The organism is Micromonospora sp. NPDC049049, assembly GCF_040649115.1.
Lineage (GTDB): Bacteria > Actinomycetota > Actinomycetes > Mycobacteriales > Micromonosporaceae > Micromonospora.
In genome coordinates, this window is the sequence record NZ_JBEZEX010000040.1 from 31,980 (window position 1) to 52,950 (window position 20,971).

The following is a 20,971-nucleotide window of genomic DNA, read 5'->3' on the forward strand; positions in this document are numbered from 1 at the left end:
GCAGTGTCCGGCCCGCGGCATAGACTTGTCGGGCGATGCATCCTCTCTTCGACATCCCCGCGTCCCCGCCTGCGCCGGAGTCCGCGCCGGCACGCCCGCACCGACCCGGGGCGGCTGCCGCGCGTCTCGATCCGCAGCAGCTGCTCGCCGGGCTGAACGGGCCGCAGCGCGACGCCGTCAGCCATGCCGGCTCGCCGCTGCTGATCGTGGCCGGCGCCGGGTCCGGCAAGACCCGGGTGCTCGCGCACCGGATCGCCTATCTGCTCGCCGCTCGGGACGTGCACCCCGGTGAGATCATCGCGATCACCTTCACCAACAAGGCCGCCGGCGAGATGAAGGAGCGCGTCGCCGCGCTGGTGGGCCCCCGGGCCCGCCTGATGTGGGTGTCGACGTTCCACTCGGCCTGCGTGCGGATCCTGCGCGCCGAGCACGAGCACGCCGGCCTCAAGTCGACGTTCTCGATCTATGACGCGGACGACTCCCGCAGGTTGATGCAGCTGGTCACCCGCGAGCTGGATCTCGACCCGAAGCGCTACCCGGCGCGTGGTCTGGCCGCCCAGGTCTCCAACCTCAAGAACGAGCTGGTCGACCCGGAGCAGTTCGCGGCGCGGGCCACCGGCCCCAACGAGCGGGCGCTGGCCGAGGCGTACACGCTCTACCAGCGTCGGCTTCGTGAGGCGCACGCACTGGACTTCGACGACCTGATCATGACCACGGTGCACCTGCTCCAGTCCCACCCGCACGTCGCGGAGAGCTACCGCCGGCGGTTCCGGCACGTGCTGGTGGACGAGTACCAGGACACCAACCACGCCCAGTACGTCCTGATCAAGGAGCTGGTCTCCGGCACCGACGGGCTGGAGCCCGCCGAGCTGTGCGTGGTCGGCGACGCCGACCAGTCGATCTACGCGTTCCGGGGTGCGACGATCCGCAACATCCTGGAGTTCGAACGGGACTTCACCGACGCGCGGACGATCCTGCTGGAGCAGAACTACCGCTCCACCCAGACCATCCTCAACGCGGCCAACGCGGTGATCGACCGCAACACCTCCCGCAAACCCAAACGACTGTGGAGCGAGGCCGGCGCCGGCGAGCAGATCGTCGGCTACGTCGCCGACACCGAGCACGCCGAGGCCGACTGGGTGGCCCGGGAGATCGACCGGCTGGTCGACGCCGACGAGACCCGCCCCGGCGACGTCGCCGTCTTCTATCGCACCAACGCCCAGTCCCGCGTCTTCGAGGAAGTGTTCATCCGGGTCGGCCTCCCCTACAAGGTGGTCGGCGGGGTGCGCTTCTACGAGCGCAAGGAGGTCCGCGACGCCCTGGCGTACCTGCGTTCGGTGGTGAACGACGACGACACGGTGAGCCTGCGGCGAGTGCTCAACACCCCGCGCCGGGGCATCGGCGATCGCGCGGAGGCGTGTGTCGAGGCGCTCTCCAGCCGCGACCGGATCTCCTTCGGCGCGGCGCTGCGCCGGGCCCGGGAGGCGCCGGGCATCTCCAGCCGGGCGGCCAACGGCATCGCGGACTTCGTGGCGCTGCTCGACGACGCCCGCGAGCTGGCCGAGACCGGCACCCCGGAGGAGGTGCTGGAGGCGCTGCTGACCCGTTCCGGCTACCTCACCGAGCTGGAGGAGAGCCTGGACCCGCAGGACGCCGGCCGGGTGGACAACCTCCAGGAGCTGGTCAGCGTCGCCCGCGAGTACACCGAGCGGATCGAGGCGCTGGGCGAGGAGGGGGAGCGGGCGACCCTGGCCGGCTTCCTGGAGCAGGTGGCGTTGGTCGCCGACGCCGACCAGATCCCCTCCGACGACCCCGACCACCAGGGCGTCGTCACCCTGATGACGCTGCACACCGCCAAGGGGTTGGAATTCCCGGTGGTCTTCCTGACCGGGCTGGAGGACGGCGTCTTCCCGCACCTGCGTTCGCTGGGCGACACCCGCGAGTTGGAGGAGGAGCGCCGACTGGCGTACGTCGGCATCACCCGCGCCCGACAGCGGCTCTACCTGTCCCGGTCGGTGACCCGCTCGGCCTGGGGGCAGCCGTCCTACAACCCGCCGTCGCGCTTCCTGGAGGAGCTGCCCACCGAGTTGGTGCACTGGGAGCGCACCGAGGGGTCGTACACCTCGTGGGCTGGCGGGGGCGGCGGCGTCGGTGGCCGCGCGGACCGCGCGCCCGGCGCGCGTGGCAACTTCACGGGGGGTACGCCGAAGGCGGCGCAGCTGGCCCAGCGGCTCGGGGTGGACGCCAGCCGGCTGACCACTGCCAGCGAGCTGCCGCAGGGGCCGAAGGTGTCCGCGGGCGACCGGGTCAACCATCAGCGGTATGGGTTGGGGCGGGTGCTCGCCGTCGAGGGGCACGGCCCGGGCGCCCGTGCGCAGATCGACTTCGGCGACCAGACCATGTGGCTGGTGCTCCGGCACGCCCCGGTCGACAAGCTCTGACCCGTCGCCCCAGGATCGTGCCAGATCACGGAAAGAGTGGCCTCGCGTACCGCTGAGGCCACTCTTTCCGTGTTGTTCCGCGCAGGGGTGTCGCCTCAGCAGCCCAGGTCGACGCCACGGGCCCGCATGAACGGGGCCGGGTCGATCTGGTTCCACATGCCCTGGTGCACCTCGAAGTGCAGGTGCGGGCCTGTGGCATCGCCGGTGGCGCCCTCGTAGCCGATGACCTGGCCGGCCTTGACCTTCTGGCCGACGGTGACCGCGATGCGGCTCTGGTGGGCGTAGTGGGTCAGGTAGCCGTTGCCGTGGTCGATGAAGACGGAGTTGCCGTACCCGTCGGAGGCGTCGCCGGCCTGGGTCACGGTGCCGGCGGCCGCTGCGTGGATCGGCGTACCGGAGGGCAACGCCAGGTCGATACCGGCGTGCAGGGTGCCCCAGCGCTGCCCGTAGCAGGACGTGACGGCTGCGCCCGGCATCGGGTCGACCCAGGCGGGTGTGGGCCTGGTGGTCTTCTTCGGCTTCGGCTTCGGCTTCGGCTTGGCCTTCGCGGCGGCCGTCTTCGTGGGGGTCGGGCTGGCGCTGACCGCCGACGGGCTGGGCGCCGGGCTGAGCGAGGGGTCGACCGGGGTGCTCGATTCACGGACCGAGCGGTCGGCCCGGCTCGCGGCCTCGGCCCGGGCCTGGGCGTCGAGGGAGACGGCGGCGGGTGCCCGGCGGTCGGTGTCGCTGGTGGCGACGGCGACACCGCCGAGGCCGAGGGCTACCAGGGCGGCGGCCGCGAGCACGATGAGGCGGTTGCGTCGGCCGGTGCGCTGCGACGGCGCGGTCTGGTCGGTGTCGGGGGTGTTCTCGTTCTGGACGGGGCTGTCTTCCTGCACGGCGGACCTTCACAGTCGAGGGGCACTTGACCTCGAAATACTGGTGTCGGGCCGAGGTGAGGCAGGCGGGGGGACCGGCCCTCGGACGGAGAGCGGATGGACGGCTGCCCGGATATGACCCGCTGTGCGGCGCTACATCCGGAAAAGTGATCATGCGGGTGGGTGCCGTCGGTCACATCCGGCACTGTGACCCGGGATACATGCGTCAGGACCGCGTCATGAAAAACCGCCCGGATCGACAGATCCGGGCGGTCAACGGTCGTTACGCGCTGTCAGGAGGCGGCTACCTCACTGTAGATTGCCTCGACTTGCAGCTTGATGTCCACTCCGCGCTCCTGCAGGAACGGCACCGGGTCTTCCGGCTGCCCCTTGACATGGATCTCCAGGTGCAGGTGCGTGCCGTACGCGTGGCCGGTCTGGCCCACGAGGCCGAGCTGGTCGCCCGCCTTGACCTGCTGGCCTTCCTTGACGCTGACCGCGGAGGAGTGGCCGTAGATGGCCTCGCTGCCGTCGGCGTGCTGGACGATCACGGCGTTGCCGTACCCACCGAACCAGCCGGCCTTGGTGACCAGCCCGTCGTGGATCGCCACGTAGGGCGTGCCCTCGGGGGCGACCAGGTCCACGCCGGTGTGCATCTTGCCCCAGCGGACGCCGTACGGGGAGTTGAAGTCGTAGCCCTGCAGCGGCAGCAGCCAGACCTCTTTCTCGGCGCTGTCCTCGCTGCGGCTGTCCCGGGAGGCGCGGTCGGCGTTGTCCGCACGGGCCGCCGCGTCCTGGCTGGTGACCGACGCCTGCTTGAGCTCGTCGAGGACCGTCGGGCTGACGTCCTTGGCGTCCGGCAGGGCGCTCGCGCCGAGGGCCACGATGCCGGCACCGACGAACGCGGTGGTGACGACAGCGGCGTAACGGCTGCGGGGTGGGGTGGGTACGCGGCGGCGACCGCGATATCGATCGGGCTCAGACGACAGGCGCTGGCGCACGCACACCCTCCGTTGTCGGGGTTCCGAAGCGGCCGGTGGGCGTCCCCTGAGACTCCAGTGAGACGTCCGCTGACCGCGTCGTCACCCGTCCATGGACCTGATGACAACCGTGGACACGTTAGCCAACCGCCAGGCGAGTCACAAGCTAGACCGAAAAATTGGCGTGTCGATCTGTCCGTTTGCGTCCATGATTGTCATGCATCGCGCCGCTGAACGGTGCCCCTGTCGCTGCCCGTTCGTCGCCGAGCGTGACCGTTCCGGCGGAGTCGTCCGGCTTGACTCCGGACGGCGCCGGGATGGTGTCCCGGTCCTGCCAGCGGCGTGGCTCTGGCGAAGCCGGGTCGGGCGCCTCCGGGTTGCGCGGTGGATGCGTCGGGTAACGGCCGGTGACGGAGCCCGGATTTCCCGGGCCGGGCCCGCCGGGTTACCGTTCGTTAAGGTGAAGGCGGTCAAGCCGGTGAAAGGTGTGCGCTGATGAGCTCTCGGATTCGGGTCGTCGTCGCGAAGCCCGGCCTGGACGGCCACGATCGGGGCGCGAAGGTCGTCGCGCGCGCCCTGCGGGACGCCGGGATGGAGGTCGTCTACACCGGCCTGCACCAGACCCCCGAGCAGATCGTGGAGACCGCCATCCAGGAGGACGCCGACGCGGTCGGCCTGTCCGTGCTCTCCGGCGCGCACATGACGCTCTTCCGGCGGGTGTTGGAACTGCTCGGTGAGCGGGACGCACGCGACATCGTCGTGTTCGGTGGCGGCATCATTCCGAACGGCGACATTCCCGAGTTGGAGAAGTTGGGCGTCGCGAAGATCTTCACACCGGGCGCTACCACCCAGGCGATTGTCGAGTGGGTCCGAGAGAACGTGGCCCAGCCGGTTTCCTGAGGAACGCCGAACTGCTGCCCCACCGATTTTGGGCACGGGGGAGGGGCCGGACGCACCCCTCACACGTCCGGCCCCTCTATGCACGATGCCCCGCCGCCACCCCTCGACCGACAGGGCATCGGCCGTATCCCGTCTTTGCGCTGTTCAGCGCTCCGACATCTGACTCAACGACGCCCCCACGGCAGGGTTACGCAAGCCGGACAACATCGCCCGGACGGTGGATGCCACCGGAGTTGTGGCCGGAAACCGGCCACACCTGATGTTCGGTTGTGCATTACCGCACACCGTGCACCCGCTCGGTTGCCGGTGGTGCCGACCTCGCTAGGCTGCGGCCAATGGCCTGTTTCAACTGATGACAGGCGTCAAGCTGTTTTCTGAACGCTGGTGGCGGCGCGACGGCGCGCCGCGGAGACGGGACGGGACGCGCAATCGTGGACCTGTACGAGTACCAGGGGCGGGACCTGTTCGAGCGGCACGGCTTGCCCGTGCTGGCCGGCGGCGTTGCCACTACCCCGGAAGAGGCCCGCGCGATCGCCGAACGCCTTGGCGGCCGTGTGGTCGTCAAGGCGCAGGTAAAGGTCGGCGGCCGAGGTAAGGCCGGCGGCGTCAAGCTGGCCGAGGGCCCGGATGAGGCGGTGGCTCGGGCCACCGACATCCTCGGCATGGACATCAAGGGTCACACCGTCCACAAGGTCATGATCACGGTGACCGCGGACGTGGCCGAGGAGTACTACTTCTCGTACCTGCTCGACCGGGCGAACCGCACCTTCCTCTGCATCGCCAGCGTCGCCGGCGGCATGGACATCGAGCAGGTCGCCGCCGAGACCCCCGACAAGGTCGTGAAGGCCCCGATCGACGCCGTCAAGGGCGTGGACGAGGCCAAGGCCCGCGAGATCGTGACCGCCGCCGGCTTCCCGGCCGAGGTCGCCGACCAGGTGGTCGAGATCGCCGTCGGCCTGTGGCAGGCGTTCGTCGCCGAGGACGCCACCCTGGTCGAGGTCAACCCGCTCGCCAAGAACGGCGACGGCCGGATGCTGCTGCTCGACGCCAAGATCAGCCTGGACGAGAACGCGGCGTTCCGGCACCCGGACCACGAGGCGCTCGTCGACCAGGCCGCTGTGGACCCGCTGGAGCAGGCCGCCAAGGCCAAGGACCTCAACTACGTCAAGCTCGACGGCGAGGTCGGCATCATCGGCAACGGCGCGGGTCTGGTCATGTCGACCCTCGACGTGGTCGCGTACGCCGGTGAGCGGCACGGCAACGTCAAGCCCGCCAACTTCCTCGACATCGGCGGCGGCGCGAGCGCCGCGGTGATGGCGAACGGGCTGGAGATCGTTCTCTCCGACCCGGCCGTGAAGAGCGTCTTCGTCAACGTCTTCGGCGGCATCACCGCCTGCGACGAGGTCGCCAACGGCATCATCCAGGCGCTGGCCCTGCTGGAGCAGCGCGGCGAGCAGGTCACCAAGCCGCTCGTCGTCCGTCTCGACGGCAACAACGCCGAGGCTGGCCGGGCGATCCTGGACAGCGCGAACAACCCGCTCGTGCAGCGGGTGGACACCATGGACGGTGCGGCCGAGCGGGCCGCCGAGCTGGCAGCTGCGGGGGTCTGATCATGGCTATCTGGCTGACCAAGGACTCGAAGGTCATCGTCCAGGGGATGACCGGTTCCGAGGGTTCCAAGCACACCCGGCGGATGCTGGCCGCCGGCACCAACGTCGTCGGTGGCGTCAACCCGCGCAAGGCGGGCCAGACTGTCGACTTCGACGGCACCGAGCTGCCGGTCTTCGCGTCCGTCGCGGACGCGATGGCGCAGACCGGGGCCGACGTCACTGTCATCTTCGTGCCGCCGCAGTTCACCAAGGCCGCCGTGGTCGAGGCGATCGACGCCGCGATCGACCTGGCCGTGGTGATCACCGAGGGCGTCCCGGTGCACGACACCGCGTCGTTCTGGGCGTACAACGTCTCGCAGGGCGAGCGGACCCGGATCATCGGGCCGAACTGCCCGGGCATCGCCTCGCCGGGCGCGTCCAACGCCGGCATCATCCCGGCCGACATCACCGGCTCCGGCCGGATCGGCCTGGTCAGCAAGAGCGGCACGCTGACCTACCAGATGATGTACGAGCTGCGCGACATCGGCTTCTCCACCTGCGTCGGCATCGGCGGTGACCCGATCATCGGGACCACCCACATCGACGCCCTCGCGGCGTTCGAGGCCGACCCGGAGACCGACGCCATCGTCATGATCGGTGAGATCGGTGGCGACGCCGAGGAGCGGGCCGCCGAGTTCATCAAGGCGAACGTCACCAAGCCGGTGGTCGGCTACATCGCCGGCTTCACCGCTCCGCCCGGCAAGACCATGGGTCACGCCGGGGCGATCATCTCCGGCTCCGCCGGCACCGCCGAGGCGAAGCAGGCCGCGCTGGAGGCCGTCGGCGTCAAGGTCGGCAAGACGCCGACCGAGACCGCGAAGCTGATGCGGGAGATCATGTCCGGCAACTGAGCCGGTCAGGCAGCACAGAGGGGGTCGACCGGTCACGGTCGACCCCCTCTGCCGTACGCGTCAGTCGTTGTTCCAGAACGGGTAGTTGCCGGTCGAGCGCAGGATCGCCCCGCCGATGATGTTGATCACGCCGAACGTGATGGCGAGGTAACCGAGCAGCGGCGACTGCCCGTACCGCCGGGCGTCGCGGATGGACAGGTAGCCGAAGACGATGCCGAAGATGCCGCAGCAGATCAGCCCCAGCACGATGCCCAGCACGCCCCACAGGGTGGTTCGGTCGCGTCCCTGGGCCGGTGGTGGTGGGGGAGGCGGGTATGGCGTCGTCACAGCTTCCTCCGAGCGGTCATGGGCGACGTGCCGGCCCGTACCGCGGCCGGCGGGCCCGTCCCGGGTGGCGGCGACTCGCGCCCCCTCAGGGCCGAGGCTAGACCGGCCCGGGTGGGCAGGACGTCGGTTCGGTGAACTCGCCGACCTTAGGAGGGGTTAACGGACTGCCACCGCCCGCGCGACGTGCCAGAGTAGAGCGGATGTCCCCCGTCACCCCTGACCGTCCCAGCCGTCCCGGCGGTGTGAGCGCCGACGACCGGCCGGTCGACCGTGCCGCACCGGCCCGGCGGGTGCCCGCGCCTCGCGCTGGTGGGTCGCCGCGCGGGCGGGCGCCACTGCCCGTCGCCGCCGGGGTGGCCGCCTGCTGGGCCGCCGTCACCTCGTACCTGCCGGTCGCCATCGTGCTCGGCCTGGTGCAGCTCGGCGCGGATGGCACCACAGTGACCGGCACCCTGCGCACCGCGCTGGCCGGCTGGCTGCTCGGGCACGGCGTGCCGTTGCACACCGAGACCGGGCCGCTCGGGCTCGCCCCGCTGGCGCTGACAGTGCTCGCGCTCTGGCGGCTGAGCCGCGCCGGCGTGCACGTGAGCCGCGCGATCGGTGCCCGCGACACCCGCTCACCGCGCCGGGCACTGCTCGCCGCGGTCGCTGTCGGCATCGCGTACGCGCTGCTCGGCGCGCTCGCGGCGGTGCTGGTCGGCACCGGCGGGCCGAGTGTGTCGCTGATCCGGGCGGGCGCCACGTTCGCTGCGGTCGGCACGCTCGCCGCGCTGGTCGGCGCGGTCCGGATCACCGCCGTGACCCGGCTGCTCGTCTCCCGGCTCCCGAGCCCGGTGCGCGACGGCGTTCGCACCGGCCTGGTGGCCGGGCTGCTGCTGCTCGGCGCGGGCGCCGGAGCGGCCGGCCTGGCGGTGGCCACCGGTGGCGGCGATGCGGCCGACATGATCGGGGCGTACCGGACCGGAGTCGCCGGGCAGGCCGGCATCACCCTGGTCAGCGTCGCGTACGCGCCCAACGCGGCGGTCTGGTCGACCAGTTACCTGCTCGGGCCGGGGTTCGCTGTCGGAACTGACACAGCGGTCCGCACCAGCGAGGTGTCGATCGGCGCGCTGCCGGCCGTGCCGCTGCTCGCTGGCCTGCCGCGCGGCCCGGTGGACGGCTTCGGTGCCCTGCTGCTCGCGGTGCCGGTTCTCGCCGGGATGGTCGCCGGTTGGCTGCTCGCCCGGCGAGTGGCTCGACTCGCCGGGCCGGAGCGGGCTGCGCAGCGCTGGGCCGTGTTGCTGACGCCGGCGGTGCTGGCCGGGCCGGTGGCCGGTGTGGTGCTCGGTGCGGCAGCGGCGGTCTCCGGTGGGCCGCTCGGCGCCGGCCGACTGTCCCAGGTCGGGCCGGTGGGTTGGCAGGTCGGGGCGGTGGCGGCCGGTGTCATAGCGGTCGGCGCGCTGGTCGGCGCTGCCGCGACCCGGGCGCTGACCCGCGGGCCCGCGCAGTAGACGAGCGCGGGGCGCCCCGAGTGAAACCGGAGCGCCCCGTCGAATCCGAACCCGTCAGGGCTGGGTGGGCAGGTTGACCTGCGCCACCACGCTCAGGATGAGCAGCAGGATGCCCAGCCCGACGCCGACCGCGCCGCAGATCAGACCGGCCTTGGCCTGGCCGGCGTTGTTGGCCTGACCCTGGGCCACCTTCTGCTTGGCGAGGTAGCCGGTCACGATGCCCGCGATGCCGACCGGGATGCCCAGGTACAGGCAGCAGACCAGCGGGATCGACGCGATACCGAGGATCATCGACACCAGGCCGAGGGTGTTGTTCTGCCCCTGCGCCTGCGGGTACCCGGCGTTCGGGTAGGTCGGGCTGGCGCCGTACGGGGGCTGCTGCTGCGCGTACGGGTCGTTCGGCTGCTGACCGTACGGCTGGCCCGAGGTGGGCTGCTGGCCGTACGGGGCCTGCGGCGCGGCGTACGGGTCGTTCGGCTGCTGACCGTACGGCTGGCCGGAGGTGGGCTGCTGGCCGTACGGGGCGGCCGGCGGCTGGGGAGCGGTCGGGTCCTGGTTGGGCTGCTGGCCGTACGGGTCCTGACCGGGGTTACCGGGCTGCATTCGAGAAGCTCCTTGGACTGGTTCCGTCAGTTGGTGCTCTTATTTCCATCCATGATCGCGGTCAGTCCTCCCAAAGCCCAGTACAGCAACAGGACGACATGTCTCCCAAAGCAGGCGAAAAGCTCCTAGTCGACCGCTTCGCGTGCCGGATCAGGGGCGGTGTGTGGGCCGGTGCGGCGTTCGGCCCGAGCGAGCGGCAGCGTACCGGGTCGACGCACGTCGGCACTGTCGAAGATCGGCGTGCCGCCCAGTCGAAGGGCGTCCCTGACCTGCCCGATAGGGTGGCCCGGTGACCGAGCCCGCGCCTGTCGCCCGCATCGTCGTCCTCATCTCCGGCTCCGGGAGCAACCTTCAGTCGCTGCTGGATGCCGCCGCCGACCCCGCGTACGGCGCACAGGTCGTCGCGGTCGGCGCGGACCGCGACGGCATCGCGGGCCTGGACCGGGCCGACGCGGCGGGGGTGCCCACCTTCGTCGAGCGGGTCCGCGACCACGACACCCGGGAGGACTGGGACCGCGCGCTCACCGCGCACGTCGCGAAGCACCAACCCGACCTGGTCATCTCCGCCGGTTTCCTCAAGCTGGTCGGCCCGCACTTCCTCGCCGCCTTCGGCGACCGCTACCTGAACACCCACAACACGCTGCTGCCGGCGTTTCCCGGCATCCACGGCCCGCGTGACGCTCTCGCCTACGGCGTGAAGCTCACCGGAGCCACCCTCTTCTTCGTCGACGCCGGCATGGACACCGGGCCGATCGTCGCGCAGGTCGCGGTGCCGGTGCTGGACGACGACGACGTCGACACGCTCACCGAGCGCATCAAGGAAGCCGAGCGACGCCAGCTCGTCGAGCAGGTTGGTCGGCTGGTCCGCGAAGGCTGGACCATCACCGGAAGGAAGGTCACGGTTCCGTGAGTCCCACTCAGGACGGGCGCCGCCCGATCAGGCGGGCGCTGGTCAGCGTCTACGACAAGACCGGGCTGGCCGAGCTGGCTCAGGCCCTGCACGCTGCCGGTGTGGAGATCGTGTCCACCGGCAGCACGGCGGGCACCATCGCCGCCGCCGGGGTGCCGGTGACGCCGGTGGAGACGGTGACCGGGTTCCCCGAGGTGCTCGACGGCCGGGTGAAGACCCTGCACCCGAAGGTGCACGCGGGTCTCCTCGCGGACCTGCGGAAGGACACCCACGTGGCGCAGCTCGACGAGCTGGGCGTGGCGGCGTTCGACCTGCTGGTCTCCAACCTGTACCCGTTCCAGGCGACCGTCGCCTCCGGCGCCGACGTCGAGGAGTGCGTGGAGCAGATCGACATCGGCGGCCCGGCCATGGTGCGCGCCGCCGCCAAGAACCACGCCTCGGTCGCCGTGGTCACCGACCCGGCCGCTTACCCGGCGCTGCTCGGCGCGCTCGCCGAGGGTGGCTTCACAGTGGCCCAGCGCCGCGCGCTGGCCGCCCGGGCGTTCGCCGACATCGCCGAGTACGACGTGGCGGTGGCCCAATGGTTCGCGCAGGAGCTGGCACCCGCCGACGACTCGTGGCCGAAGTTCGCGGGGCTGGCGCTGCGCAAGTCGACAGCGCTGCGCTACGGCGAGAACCCGCACCAGCCGGCCGCGCTCTACACCGACCCGGACGCCCCGGCCGGGCTGGCCCAGGCCGAGCAGCTGCACGGCAAGGAGATGTCGTACAACAACTACGTCGACGCCGACGCCGCCTGGCGGGCCGCGAACGACTTCGCCGACCAGCCGGCGGTGGCGATCATCAAGCACGCGAACCCGTGCGGCATCGCGATCGGCGCGGACGTCGCCGAGGCGCACCGCAGGGCGCACGCCTGCGACCCGGTGTCGGCGTTCGGCGGCGTCATCGCGGTCAACCGGCCGGTCTCGGTCGAGATGGCTAAGCAGGTCGCCGAGATCTTCACCGAGGTGGTGGTCGCCCCCGGCTTCGACGAGGGCGCGGTCGAGGTGTTGCAGGGCAAGAAGAACATCCGACTGCTGCGGGCACCGGCCTGGACGCCGGCGCGGGTGGAGTTGCGCCCGGTGACCGGCGGCGTGCTGGCCCAGGTCGCCGACCGGGTGGACGCCCCCGGCGACGACCCGGCGAGTTGGCAGTTGGCGACCGGCGAGGCCGCCGACGAGGAGCTGCTGCGGGACCTCGCGTTCGCCTGGCGGGCGGTCCGCGCGGTGAAGAGCAACGCGATCCTGCTCGCCAAGGACGGCGCCACCGTCGGTGTCGGCATGGGTCAGGTCAACCGGGTCGACTCGGCGCAGCTCGCTGTCACCCGCGCCGGCGCCGACCGGGCCCGCGGCTCGGTCGCCGCCTCGGACGCGTTCTTCCCGTTCGCCGACGGCCCGCAGATCCTCATCGACGCCGGCGTCCGCGCCATCGTGCAGCCCGGCGGCTCCATCCGTGACGAGGAAGTCATCGAAGCGGCCAAGAAGGCAAACGTGACGATGTACCTGACCGGAACCCGCCACTTCTTCCACTGACACCGAGGGCTCCGACCTCGTCGATCATGAAGTTATTGCCCCGACACGCCGATGTGCAGGGCAATAACTTCATGATCAACGGTTGAGGTCGGGTTGGGGTCAGGCTGTGGGGGTGGGGCGGAGTTCGGCGAAGTGGCAGGCGGACGGGTGGGGGTCCGCTGCCCTCGGCACCGTCGCCGGGTCCTGGGTGGCGCAGATGTCCTGGGCCTTCCAGCAGCGGGTCCGGAAGTGGCACCCGCTGGGCGGATCGGCCGGGCTGGGCACGTCGCCGACCAGCCGGATCATGTTGCGCTGGTCGCGGGCCTCCGGGTCCGGCACCGGCACCGCGGAGAGCAGAGCCTGGGTGTACGGGTGGGTGGCCCGCTCGTAGATCTCGTCCTCGGTGCCGATCTCGACGATCCGACCGAGGTACATCACCGCGACGCGGTCGGCGATGTGCCGCACCACCGACAGGTCGTGCGCGATGAAGATGTACGAGAGCCCCAGCTCGCCCTGCAGCTGCTTGAGCAGGTTGATCACCTGGGCCTGGATGGAGACGTCGAGCGCCGACACCGGCTCGTCGCAGACGATCACCTCGGGCTTCAGCGCGAGGGCGCGGGCGATGCCGATGCGCTGACGCTGACCGCCGGAGAACTGGTGCGGGTACCTGTTGATGTGCTCCGGGTTGAGCCCGACCAGGTCCAACAGCTCCTGGACCCGCTTGGCCTTGCTGCCCTTCGGCGCGGCATCCGGGTGGATCTCGAACGGCTCGCCGATGATGTCGCCGACCGTCATCCGGGGGTTCAGCGAGGTGTACGGATCCTGCATCACCATCTGCATGTTGCGGCGCAGCCGGCGCAGCTCACCCCCGGAAGCCTTGAACAGGTCCTTGCCCTCCAGGGTGGCGCGCCCGGAGGTGGGCGTCTCCAACCGCATCAGCAGCCGGGCGAGGGTGGACTTGCCGCAGCCGGACTCGCCGACGACGCCGAGCGTCTCGCCCCGACGCAGCTCGAAGCTCACCCCGTCGACGGCCTTCACCGCCCCGATCTGCCGCTGGAACAGCACGCCCTGGGTGATCGGGAAGTGCTTCACCAGGTTGTCGACGGAGAGAATGGTCTCGCCGCGGACCTTCGTGGGGTTAGCGGGCGACGCTGTCATCACGGACCTCCTGCGCGAAGTGGCAAGCGCTGGTCCGGCCGTCGCCGAGGACCAGGTCGTGCGGCACCTCGTCCACGCAGACCTGCTGGACGTACGGGCACCGGGGGTGGAACGGGCAGCCGGACGGGATGCGCATCAGGTTCGGCGGCAACCCCTTGATCGTCGACAGTTCCTGGCCGCGAACGTCCAGGCGCGGGATCGACTCCAACAAACCCTTTGTGTACGGGTGGGCGGGCGCCTTGTAGAGCGAGCGGACGTCGGCGTGTTCGACGATCCGGCCGGCGTACATGACAGCGATCCGGTCCGCGACACCGGCGACCACACCCAGGTCGTGGGTGATCAGGATCATCGCCATGTTGAGTTCCCGGCGGAGGTCGGCCAGCAGGTCCATGATCTGGGCCTGCACTGTCACGTCGAGGGCCGTGGTGGGCTCGTCGGCGATCAGCACCTTCGGGTCCAGCGCCAACGCCATGGCGATCATGACGCGCTGCCGCATACCGCCGGAGAACTGGTGCGGGTAGTCGCCGATCCGCTTGGCGGCGCCCGGGATCTTGACCAGATCCATCAGCTCGACGGCACGACGTCGAGCGTCGGCTCGGGACATGCCGGCGCGCTGGCGCAGCGTCTCACCGATCTGCCAGCCGACGGGGAAGACCGGGTTGAGGGCGGAGAGCGCGTCCTGGAAGATCATTGCGATCTCCTTGCCGCGTACCTGCCGGCGCTGCTCCTCGGAGCGGGTGAGCAGGTCCTCACCCTGGTAGAGGATCTGGCCGGAGCGGACGAACGCGGGCGGGGTGTCCAGGATGCCCATGATCGCCTGGGCGGTGACCGACTTCCCCGAGCCGGATTCGCCGAGCACGGCAAGGGTCTCGCCGGCGTCCAGGTGGTACGACACCCCGTTGATCACCCGGGCGACACCCTCGTTGGTGCGGAACTCGACGTGCAGGTCCCGCAACTCCAGCAGGTGACCGCCCTCGGGAGTGGCAGAGGCGGGAGTGGGATTGACGGTCATGATGTTCTCACCGCAGCTTCGGGTCGAAGGCGTCACGGATCGCGTCGCCGAGCATGATGAACGCCAGCACGGTCAGTGCCAGGAAGGCCGACGGGACGATCAACGGGGTCGCCGCCTCCCGCATGTGGATCCGGCCGGTGTCGATGTCCTGCCCCCACGAGATGGTGGGCGCCTTCAGGCCGATGCCGAGGAAGGAGAGCGTCGCCTCAGCCGCGATGAACGAGCCGAGCGCGATGGTCAGCACGACGATCGCCGGGGCCAGCGAGTTCGGCAGAATGTGCCGCCACATGATCCGGCTGTTGCCGGCACCGAGCATCCGGGCCGCCGCGACATAGTCCTGCTCCTTCGCGGTGATCACCGAGGACCGGACCACGCGGGCGGCGGTGGTCCATCCGAGGAGGGCCAACACAAAGACGACAGCGCCGATCCGAGCCCACTGGTTGTCACTGGACACCCGCTTGAGCAGCACGATCGCGGCCAGCAGCAGCGGGATGCCGAGCACCACGTCGATCACCCGGGAGAGCACAGCGTCGACCCAGCGGCCGAAGTAACCGGCCAGCATGCCGACCACCAGCGCGATGATGCCGGTGCCGAGCGCGGCGAGCGCGCCGACCAGCAGCGACGCCCGGGTGCCGTAGACCGCCCGGGAGTACGTGTCGCAGCCCTGGAAGTCGTACCCGAAGATGGCCCCGCCGGACGGCCCGGCGTGTTGCCGGGAGAGCAGGCAGTCGTTCGGGTTGTTGGCAGTGAAGACCCCGGGGAGCAGCGCCATCAGGGTGAAGATGACGACCAGCGCCAGCGAGATCCAGAAGATCGGGTTGCGGCGCAGGTCGCGCCAGGCGTCCCCGGCCAGGCTGCGGGGCTTGTTCGCGGCACCGACCTGGTTGGGCGTGCCCGGCTCTCCCGAGGGGCCACGTCGCGCGGCCTGGTTCTCGGTGGCCGCCACAGTCTCAAAGTCACTCATAGCGGATCCTCGGGTCGAGTACGGCGTACAGGACGTCCACCACCAGGTTCGAGACCAGGTAGACCACGACGAGCACACTGACGATGCCCACCACCAGGGGGCCGTCCTCGGTGCGGATGCCGCGGAAGAGGTTGAAGCCCACGCCGGGGATGTTGAAGACGCCCTCGGTGATGATCGCGCCGCTCATCAGGTTGCCCAGTTCCACACCGAGGAAGGTGACCACCGGGATCAGCGAGTTGCGCAGCACGTGGACGATGACGATGCGCCGCTTGACCAGGCCCTTGGACCGGGCGGTCCGGACGTAGTCCGCGCGCAGGTTCTCCGCCACCGAGGCCCGGGTGAGTCGTAGGGCGGTGGCCAGCGACAGCGAGCCGAGCACGATGCCCGGCAGCAGGAGCGCGTAGAACGTCGGGTCGGAGCCGGCGGTGGGTGGGAAGAGCTGCCACTTGACGCCCAGGAAGTACTGCGCCAGCGGTGCCAGCACGATCGTCGGGATGCCCAGCACCAGCAGGGTCAGCACCAGCGTCGAGTTGTCGAAGATGCTGGCCCGGCGGATGCCGGCGAGAACCCCGGCGGTGACACCGAAGATGATCGCCACGGCGAGCGCGATGAGCGCGAGCCGCACGGTGACCGGCCAGGCCTGCTGGAGGATGTCACCGATGCTCCGACCCGTGAGCGACTCGCCCAGGTTGCCCTGGAGCAGGTCCTTCACGTAGTCGAAGTAGCGGTAGAAGAAGCCACCGACGCCCGTCTGATCCAGGTTGTACTTCTCGGTGAGGTAGGCCCGCTGCGCTGGCGTCACCGGCCGTTCGCCGGCGAGCGCCTGGATCGGGTCGCCCTGCCCGGCGAATGTCAGCGCGTAGACGATCAAGGTGGTCCCGAAGAACGCCAGGACCATCTGCAGTAGGCGCCGCAGGATGTAGCGGAACATGCTTAGCAGTCTCTCCGGAAATGTGCGAAAGGGTCGCAGGACGGCATCTCTGGTCGTACCCGAAATATCCGAGACGTTCCGTCCGGCCCGGGGGAGCCGGCGCCACCGACGCCGGGTCCGCTGCTGCGGCCCGGCCCCGGTGGCGCGGTCGGGGCCACCCGGGCGACGATGCCCGGGTGGCCCGCACCATGGTCAGCTCAGCTGGCTGCTTCGATCTTGACGAGGTTGACCCGCTGGAACAGGTCCATCTCGACGTTCTTGACCTTGGACGAGTGGCCGAACACGTTCTCGCCGAAGCGGAGCGGGATCACCGGCATGTCCTTGGCCAGGATGTCCTCCGCCTGCTGGTACTTGGCGATCGCCTCGTCCTGCGTCTTGGCGGCGGAACCCTCCTTGACCAGCTTGTCGAACTCCGGGTTGCTGTAGCCGTAGTAGTTCGACGAGCCGTTCGTGCTGTACAGCGGGCCGAGGTAGTCCTCCATGGTCGGGTAGTCCATGACCCAGCCCATCCGGAACGCACCCACCGGCGTCTTCTTCTCGACCTTGGTCAGCAGGTCGGCGAACTTCGGCTCGACCGAGCCGACCGCGTCCACGCCCAGGTTGGTCTTGAGCTGGTTGACCGTGGCGTCGACCCAGTCCTTGTGCCCGCCGTCGCCGTTGTACGAGATGACGATCTTCGACGGACCGCCGGCGGCCTGGTAGAGCTTCTTGGCCTCGGTCGGGTTGAACTCGGCGGCCTTGCCCGCGGTGTCCTCCCGGTAGCCCGGCAGGACCGGTGCGACGAAGGAGCGCGCCGACGTCTGCGAGCCCTTGAAGACCGACTTGGTGATCTCGTCACGGTCGATCGCCATCGAGATGGCCTTGCGCACGTCCGGGTTGCTGTAGTCCTTGTCGAACGTCGGGAACGCGAGGAACTGGAACGACGACATCGGGCTGGTCTTGTACCGGTCGCCCAGGTCGCTCGGCGCGGTGCTCAGGCTCTCGGTCGGGATCGTGGGCAGCACGTCCAGGTTGTCCGCCAGGACGTCCGCGTAGGCCGCGGTGAGCTGCTGGTAGATCCGGAACTCGATGTTCTTGACCTTGGGCTTCTCGCCCGGGTACGCGTCGTAGCGCTCGACGTCGATCTTGCTGTCGTGCTGCCAGGTGCCCTTCATCTTGAAGGGGCCCTGCCCGATCGGCGCCTGCTCGTAGGAGTCCTTGAGCACGCCCGGAGCCGAGAACGCGGCGTCCGGCATCGGGAAGAACGCGTTGTAGCCCAGCGTCGTCTTGAAGTCGATGTACGGATCGGACAGCGTCACGGTGAAGGTGAGGTCGTCGACCTTCTTCAGGCCGGACATCTCCTTGGCCTTCGGCGCCTTGTCCTGCAGGTCGGCGTAACCAGCGATCTTCTCGAAGAAGGGGTTGGTGTCCTGACCGTTCGGGGCGTACGCGCCGTAGTTCCAGGCGTTGATGTAGTTCTGGGACGTGACCTTCTCACCGTTGTGGAAGGTGAAGCCGTCCTTGATCTTGATCGTCCAGACCTTGTTGTCGGACGAGGTGATCGACTGAGCGGCGACCTCGTACGGCTTGTTCTGGGCGTCGTAGTCGACGAGCGGGCTGAACAGGCCGGCGATCACCTGCGACCCGGACGTCTCGGTGGTGTTTGTGGGAACCAGGTGCTTCGGCTCGGCGATCTGGATGCTGACCACCGAACTGTCGCTGCCACCGGATCCACCGTCTCCGCCGCTGCCGCAGGCCGCGAGGCCCAGCGTCACCGCGAGCGGGAGGGCGGTCCAGGCGGCGAGTCTACGAACTCGCATTGAGCCTCCTCATCTCCTCACGCTGCGCAGTCAGGCCCGACGCTGGGTTTACGCTGCGCAACAAGCGGTAACGGTAGGTCGGTGACCGGCCTTCGACAACGACGCGGTTGCGGGTGGGTAACGGTCCGGGGTTGATTCAGTTGTCGAAGGCGAGTGAATCTGCTACCCCAAACCGGAATCATCGACTTGGCCTGCTGAAATGGCGACGTTTGACGTTGCGTTCGTACCTTCCCGGTCGGGTCGACGCCGCCTGGGGTTGCCGTCCCCTCTCCGTGGATCAGCCCCCTCCTGTCTGGTTCGACAGTGATCGAATCCACAGATTGTCACTGAAAGTGACTAGCAACACCTCACGCAGGGTTACTCCAGCGGCGGTCACTCCGACGTGACCCGGCCCGTCCGATGGCCGCCCCGCCGCAGTGGGGCGGCGGACGGCCCGGAGCGAGGTCGTCTGATCCGCGGGCGGTGGCCGTGAGACGATCTGGTCGTGACGGCGACGCTTCTGGACGGCAAGGCAACCGCAGCGGAGATCAAGGACGAGCTGCGCATCCGGGTGAAGGCACTCGCGGAACGCGGCATCACCCCCGGGCTCGGCACGGTCCTGGTCGGGGCGGATCCGGGCAGCCAGGCGTACGTCAACGGCAAGCACCGCGACTGCGCCGAGGTGGGCATCGCCTCGATCCGCCGCGAACTGCCGGCCGACGCCACCCAACAGCAGGTCGACGACGTACTGGCCGAGCTGAACGCCGACCCGGCGTGCCACGGCTACATCGTCCAGCTGCCGCTGCCGGCCCACCTCGACACCCAGCGGGTGCTGGAGTTGATCGACCCGGACAAGGACGCCGACGGCCTGCACCCGGTCAACCTGGGTCGGCTCGTGCTCGGCTACGACGGTCCGCTGCCGTGCACGCCGCGCGGCATCGTCGAGCTGCTCCGCCGGCACGACGTGGCGCTGCGCGGGGCCACCGTCGCGGTGGTCGGTCGCGGCAACACGGTTGGCCGACCGCTCGGCCTGCTGCTCACCAGGCGCAGCGAGAACGCCACAGTCACCCTCTGCCACACCGGCACCCTCGACCTCGCCTCGCACACGCGCGCCGCCGACATCGTCATCGTCGCGGCCGGCGTACCGGGTCTGCTCACCGCCGATATGATCAACCCGGGCGCGGTGGTGGTGGACGTCGGCATCACCCGCGTCATCGGAGCGGACGGCAAGGGCCGCTACACCGGTGACGTGGACCCGGAGGTGGCCGAGACGGCCGGCGCGCTGGTCCCCATGCCCGGCGGCGTGGGCCCGATGACCCGGGCCATGCTGCTCACCAACGTCGTCGAGCGCGCCGAGCGCGGCTGAACCGGACGCCGGCGACGCCGGTGACGTTCGACCCATCCCGGCGACGGCCGCCGCCCCTGCCCTGTTCGGTGCCAGGATGACTGATACGGTCCGGAAAACCGACTGGTATCAGGGAGTGGGACGACCATGGGTAAGAAGGTCACTGTCGTCGGGGCTGGCTTCTACGGCTCCACCACCGCACAGCGCCTGGCCGAGTACGACGTCTTCGACACCGTAGTGATCACCGACATCGTGGAGGGCAAGCCCGCAGGCCTCGCGCTCGACCTCAACCAGTCCCGGGCCATCGAAGGCTTCGAGACCAAGGTGGTCGGCGTGACCACCGGCCCCAACGGTGAGGGCTACGAGAGCATCGAGGGCTCCGACGTCGTCGTGATCACCGCTGGTCTGCCGCGCAAGCCCGGCATGAGCCGGATGGACCTGCTGGAGACCAACGCCAAGATCGTCCGGCAGGTCGCCGAGAACGTCGCCAAGTACGCCCCGAACGCCGTCGTCATCGTGGTCTCCAACCCGCTGGACGAGATGACCGCGCTGGCCCAGCTCGCCACCCAGTTCCCGAAGAACCGGGTGCTCGGCCAGGCCGGCATGCTCGACACCGCCCGGTTCAGCAACTTCGTCGCCGAGGCGCTGAAGGTGCCGGTGGCCTCCGTACGCACCCTGACCCTGGGCTCGCACGGAGACACCATGGTCCCGGTGCCGTCGAAGAGCACCGTCAACGGCAAGCCGCTGCGCGACGCCATGCCGGCCGAGCAGATCGAGGAGCTGGTCGTCAAGACCCGCAACGGTGGCGCCGAGGTGGTCGCGCTGCTCAAGACCGGTTCGGCCTACTACGCCCCGTCCGCCGCCGCGGCGCGGATGGCGAAGGCCGTCGCGGAGGACTCCGGCGAGGTCATGCCGGTCTGCGCCTGGGTCGACGGCGAGTACGGCATCTCCGGTGTCTACCTGGGTGTCGAGGCCGAGATCGGCGCCGAGGGCGTCAAGCGGGTCGTCGAGACCGACCTGGACGCCGACGAGCGCGCCAGCCTCCTGGAGGCTGCCGAAGCCGTCCGCGCCAAGCAGGGCGACATCTCCAGCATGTAGTTCCCCCGAACCACAGCATCAGCGAAGGGCGCGCCGGCAAAAGCCGGCGCAGAGTAAAAAGGCAATAGGGTGGGAAAGAGTGTCAGTCGGGGGGTGTAGATCTCGGTGGGGGCCGGGTCAGTAAAAAGGG

General features: G+C 69.9%; 18 protein-coding genes. 9 read left to right on the top strand and 9 right to left on the bottom strand.

Annotated features, from left to right (window positions below; genetic code table 11):
• Nucleotides 1–35 precede the first annotated feature (35 nt).
• Entirely contained in the window at nucleotides 36–2,441 is a 2,406-nt protein-coding gene (gene pcrA / locus AB0B68_RS28735; protein ID WP_357264023.1) for a DNA helicase PcrA, read from the top strand.
• Between the two features lie 95 nt (nucleotides 2,442–2,536).
• Here the strand turns inward: pcrA and AB0B68_RS28740 are convergent, their stop codons facing one another.
• Both AB0B68_RS28740 and AB0B68_RS28745 read right to left on the bottom strand, forming a co-directional pair.
• Entirely contained in the window at nucleotides 2,537–3,319 is a 783-nt protein-coding gene (locus AB0B68_RS28740) for a M23 family metallopeptidase (RefSeq protein WP_357264026.1), read from the bottom strand.
• Nucleotides 3,320–3,591: 272 nt separating this feature from the next.
• Nucleotides 3,592–4,299, bottom strand: a complete 708-nt coding sequence (locus AB0B68_RS28745) for a M23 family metallopeptidase (protein ID WP_357197712.1) — start codon at nucleotides 4,297–4,299, stop codon at nucleotides 3,592–3,594.
• 474 nt (nucleotides 4,300–4,773) lie between these two features.
• Between AB0B68_RS28745 and AB0B68_RS28750 the strand changes: the two genes are divergently transcribed.
• The 3 genes from AB0B68_RS28750 (at nucleotide 4,774) to sucD (ending at nucleotide 7,678) form a co-directional block, all read left to right on the top strand.
• Nucleotides 4,774–5,178 carry a cobalamin B12-binding domain-containing protein gene (locus AB0B68_RS28750; protein WP_088987674.1) on the top strand — a complete coding sequence of 135 codons (405 nt, stop codon included), beginning with the start codon at nucleotides 4,774–4,776 and terminating at the stop codon, nucleotides 5,176–5,178.
• Between the two features lie 431 nt (nucleotides 5,179–5,609).
• Entirely contained in the window at nucleotides 5,610–6,788 is a 1,179-nt protein-coding gene (gene sucC / locus AB0B68_RS28755; RefSeq protein WP_091406357.1) for an ADP-forming succinate--CoA ligase subunit beta, read from the top strand.
• Nucleotides 6,789–6,790: 2 nt separating this feature from the next.
• Nucleotides 6,791–7,678: a succinate--CoA ligase subunit alpha gene (gene sucD / locus AB0B68_RS28760; RefSeq protein ID WP_355010054.1), complete on the top strand. Its 888-nt coding sequence runs from the start codon at nucleotides 6,791–6,793 to the stop codon at nucleotides 7,676–7,678.
• A 60-nt stretch (nucleotides 7,679–7,738) separates the two neighbouring features.
• Here the strand turns inward: sucD and AB0B68_RS28765 are convergent, their stop codons facing one another.
• On the bottom strand, nucleotides 7,739–8,005 hold the full coding sequence (locus AB0B68_RS28765) for a DUF4190 domain-containing protein (protein WP_357264029.1): 267 nt from the start codon (nucleotides 8,003–8,005) through the stop codon (nucleotides 7,739–7,741).
• 200 nt (nucleotides 8,006–8,205) lie between these two features.
• Between AB0B68_RS28765 and AB0B68_RS28770 the strand changes: the two genes are divergently transcribed.
• Nucleotides 8,206–9,495: a DUF6350 family protein gene (locus AB0B68_RS28770; RefSeq protein WP_357197708.1), complete on the top strand. Its 1,290-nt coding sequence runs from the start codon at nucleotides 8,206–8,208 to the stop codon at nucleotides 9,493–9,495.
• Nucleotides 9,496–9,549: 54 nt separating this feature from the next.
• Here the strand turns inward: AB0B68_RS28770 and AB0B68_RS28775 are convergent, their stop codons facing one another.
• Nucleotides 9,550–10,098: a DUF4190 domain-containing protein gene (locus AB0B68_RS28775; protein WP_357197705.1), complete on the bottom strand. Its 549-nt coding sequence runs from the start codon at nucleotides 10,096–10,098 to the stop codon at nucleotides 9,550–9,552.
• A gap of 289 nt (nucleotides 10,099–10,387) precedes the next feature.
• On the opposite strand from AB0B68_RS28775, the gene purN reads away from it, so the two are divergent.
• Together purN and purH are read left to right on the top strand one after the other, a co-directional pair.
• On the top strand, nucleotides 10,388–11,008 hold the full coding sequence (gene purN / locus AB0B68_RS28780; RefSeq protein ID WP_091406347.1) for a phosphoribosylglycinamide formyltransferase: 621 nt from the start codon (nucleotides 10,388–10,390) through the stop codon (nucleotides 11,006–11,008).
• The gene (purH, locus tag AB0B68_RS28785; protein ID WP_357197702.1) at nucleotides 11,005–12,576 is read left to right on the top strand and encodes a bifunctional phosphoribosylaminoimidazolecarboxamide formyltransferase/IMP cyclohydrolase; all 1,572 of its coding nucleotides are present in this window, start codon (nucleotides 11,005–11,007) and stop codon (nucleotides 12,574–12,576) included. Before purN ends, purH begins: the two co-directional genes overlap by 4 nt.
• 99 nt (nucleotides 12,577–12,675) lie before the next feature.
• On the opposite strand, the gene AB0B68_RS28790 is transcribed toward purH, so the two are convergent.
• The 5 genes from AB0B68_RS28790 to AB0B68_RS28810 form a co-directional block, all read right to left on the bottom strand.
• Nucleotides 12,676–13,713, bottom strand: a complete 1,038-nt coding sequence (locus tag AB0B68_RS28790; protein ID WP_357207417.1) for a dipeptide ABC transporter ATP-binding protein — start codon at nucleotides 13,711–13,713, stop codon at nucleotides 12,676–12,678.
• Nucleotides 13,694–14,725, bottom strand: coding sequence for an ABC transporter ATP-binding protein (locus AB0B68_RS28795; protein ID WP_112583768.1), 1,032 nt, complete (start codon nucleotides 14,723–14,725; stop codon nucleotides 13,694–13,696). The genes AB0B68_RS28790 and AB0B68_RS28795 overlap by 20 nt, the downstream gene beginning before the upstream one ends.
• Nucleotides 14,726–14,732: 7 nt before the next feature.
• Nucleotides 14,733–15,689, bottom strand: a complete 957-nt coding sequence (locus AB0B68_RS28800; protein WP_357207420.1) for an ABC transporter permease — start codon at nucleotides 15,687–15,689, stop codon at nucleotides 14,733–14,735.
• Nucleotides 15,682–16,620 (bottom strand): ABC transporter permease, encoded by a 939-nt coding sequence (locus AB0B68_RS28805; protein WP_112583767.1) that lies wholly within the window; start codon nucleotides 16,618–16,620, stop codon nucleotides 15,682–15,684. The genes AB0B68_RS28800 and AB0B68_RS28805 overlap by 8 nt, the downstream gene beginning before the upstream one ends.
• 197 nt (nucleotides 16,621–16,817) lie before the next feature.
• Nucleotides 16,818–18,419, bottom strand: a complete 1,602-nt coding sequence (locus tag AB0B68_RS28810; protein ID WP_357207424.1) for an ABC transporter substrate-binding protein — start codon at nucleotides 18,417–18,419, stop codon at nucleotides 16,818–16,820.
• A 484-nt stretch (nucleotides 18,420–18,903) separates the two neighbouring features.
• Between AB0B68_RS28810 and AB0B68_RS28815 the strand changes: the two genes are divergently transcribed.
• Together AB0B68_RS28815 and AB0B68_RS28820 are read left to right on the top strand one after the other, a co-directional pair.
• Nucleotides 18,904–19,764 (top strand): bifunctional methylenetetrahydrofolate dehydrogenase/methenyltetrahydrofolate cyclohydrolase, encoded by an 861-nt coding sequence (locus tag AB0B68_RS28815; RefSeq protein ID WP_088950132.1) that lies wholly within the window; start codon nucleotides 18,904–18,906, stop codon nucleotides 19,762–19,764.
• Nucleotides 19,765–19,890: 126 nt separating this feature from the next.
• On the top strand, nucleotides 19,891–20,841 hold the full coding sequence (locus AB0B68_RS28820; RefSeq protein ID WP_357207426.1) for a malate dehydrogenase: 951 nt from the start codon (nucleotides 19,891–19,893) through the stop codon (nucleotides 20,839–20,841).
• The last annotated feature ends 130 nt before the right edge of the window (nucleotides 20,842–20,971 follow it).